General features: G+C 34.9%; 1 protein-coding gene and 1 pseudogene. Both read right to left on the bottom strand.

Annotated elements, in window-relative coordinates:
- On the bottom strand, nucleotides 1-1282 hold a 1282-nt coding region (locus WGMM_RS02015), incomplete at its 3' end, for a hypothetical protein (RefSeq protein WP_038249341.1).
- A gap of 108 nt (nucleotides 1283-1390) precedes the next feature.
- Nucleotides 1391-1561: pseudogene (locus tag WGMM_RS07470) on the bottom strand (pyrimidine dimer DNA glycosylase/endonuclease V); the annotation flags it as partial.
- Nucleotides 1562-2159: the final 598 nt, after the last annotated feature.

The raw sequence follows: 2159 nt of genomic DNA, 5'->3' as shown, positions 1-2159 counted from the left end.
TTTTCTCTAACTCAGAGAATAACTCTTCTGCAAACAAACCGTAATCTACGTAATCCTTCATTCCTTCCCTACCGCATAATCTAAGGTTTTTTATTATCTTTTCTTTAAAGAACTCAAATCTTTCAGGAAAGCTATTTTTAGCGAATAACATCATATCTAGTATTTCTTTTTTCTCTATTTCTTTTTCCTCATCAGACTTATAAATGTCCTCTCGTTTCCAGTTAACTATCAATTCTGCAAGTACGGTCTTTATAGGAATTTTACCATTTGAAGTATCAATAATAGCAGCCTTTTTGTATTCACTAAAACTACTACACTGCCAAATTTCCATAATAATAGATCTAGCTTGAACATTTGATTCAGGATTTTTCAACATTGTATCTGAAAGTGAAGAAAGAAGAATCTCATAGTTTTGCTGTGAGAATATTTTCTCTGAATGATCTCCACGTGCTGAAATTCCTTTATAGCACCAATACTGTACCAAATCATGAACCGTATCAAAAAAACATGAACGTATTAATCTACTAAAAAGGAAATATACCCCTCTATCCTTCTGCAATAATTTCTGTAAAAGAGTATCTTTGTCAGCTATATTCCTTACACAAAAATCTAAAATAGGAGCGTCTTTCTCAACAGATTGAACGCGAGACAGAGCAATAACAGCTTCTGTAAGTTTCTTTTCCTTATCTTCTTCTTTTAAATGATTATAAAAATACTCTACTCCTTCGCTCCACTTAAGTTTTACAGCACTGTCAAAACCTTCTACTGCATCATACTTCTTTAATTCCCCAGATTCTCTATCGATCCAGAAATCAAATACAGGACCTTTCCTTCGAATGCCACCCAAAAGCGAGTTTCGTATGTACTCATCAGTTATAGGATTACCTCTACCATCAAGTTCATCAGAAGAAAATCCATTTTTGTAGGATTCAAATGCTTTTTGAAAGAGTGGATGAATTTTATCACAGTAACTACAAGCCATCTCATATTTGCGAAGTGGATTATCTATTCCATCTATTTTTTCTTCAGTAAACATTTGACCTAAAGCAGCATTATCCAACCTTACACCTGACCAGCAACCTTCATCTTGGAATACATTGTGCAAAAACTTCAACTTATCACCCTTAAAGTATTTTATGTGCTCCATAAAGTTATCTTGAAGGACTCCCACCCATCTCTTGATAGCGGACATCCTCCCGGCAGCAACTGCTGGATCTGGATGTTTAATAGCTTCCTGTAATTTTTTGGACATCGTAGTCCGAAGCTCTTTCTGTGTTGGCATTAACCCCTCCTATTAAGTATTTATATAAAAAAGGCATTGTACAGACATTAGAATGGATTGCAATATTAAAATTACTAGAATAGAGGTTTTAATAAAAAAACGTTATGGCTAAAACTTCTTTTCTTGAATTTTCTCAATATAATCAACAGAAAACCCTGTTATTTCAGCAATAACATCAATAGAAACACCCGCCTTGAGTGAATTTTTAGCCACAGCTATTTTAGCCTGTTTTTCGCCCTCTTCCCTGGTTTTTTCATGTCCAAATTGGGTGGCTTCTTTATTTATGAGCTATATTAGCTGTGGTAGTGTGTAGCAGATTATCCAACCTGGCGCTTCTCTACCTCTTTCCCACTTAGCAAACCTCATCTTTTCTTTTAGGTAATATTCTCTTCATATCTTACCTGCCCACTTCATAAAGTCAAGCCTAATAATACGCCAAGATTAATAATAATTTGAGAAATATTCAGATAAACACGTAAAATAGAAAAAAAAGTGTTACGTAATAAGACGAAGAGTGGCAACCAGACTCGTAAAATAGGGCAACAAAGCATATGAAATGTGCCAACATTTACACATGCACTTTCATACATGAACTTTCACAGCATGAACATACACTTTTATGCGTGAACTTAAGTACACGCTTGCGCGACATAAGTATGTTCTTTCAAGTAATTTCTGGGCGTGCTCTTTGAATAGAAAAGAGCTTTGTGGGACGCAGCAGTGGTACGCAATATATTCGATTCAGAAGTGAGAAGAGAATGCTTGAAGTAATGGCATAATGACAATGAAACACTTGTCGCATAGATTAAATGGATCAAGCCCCGTTTTTTTCTAAGATCACTTGTAAGATAGTCTATATAGATTTGAATTTTCAGGT

The sequence above is a fragment of the Wolbachia endosymbiont of Glossina morsitans morsitans genome, from assembly GCF_000689175.1.
GTDB classification, from domain to species: Bacteria; Pseudomonadota; Alphaproteobacteria; order Rickettsiales; family Anaplasmataceae; genus Wolbachia; species Wolbachia pipientis.
The sequence above is the reverse complement of the archived record's forward strand: the minus strand, read 5'-3'. Positions and strand labels throughout refer to the sequence as shown.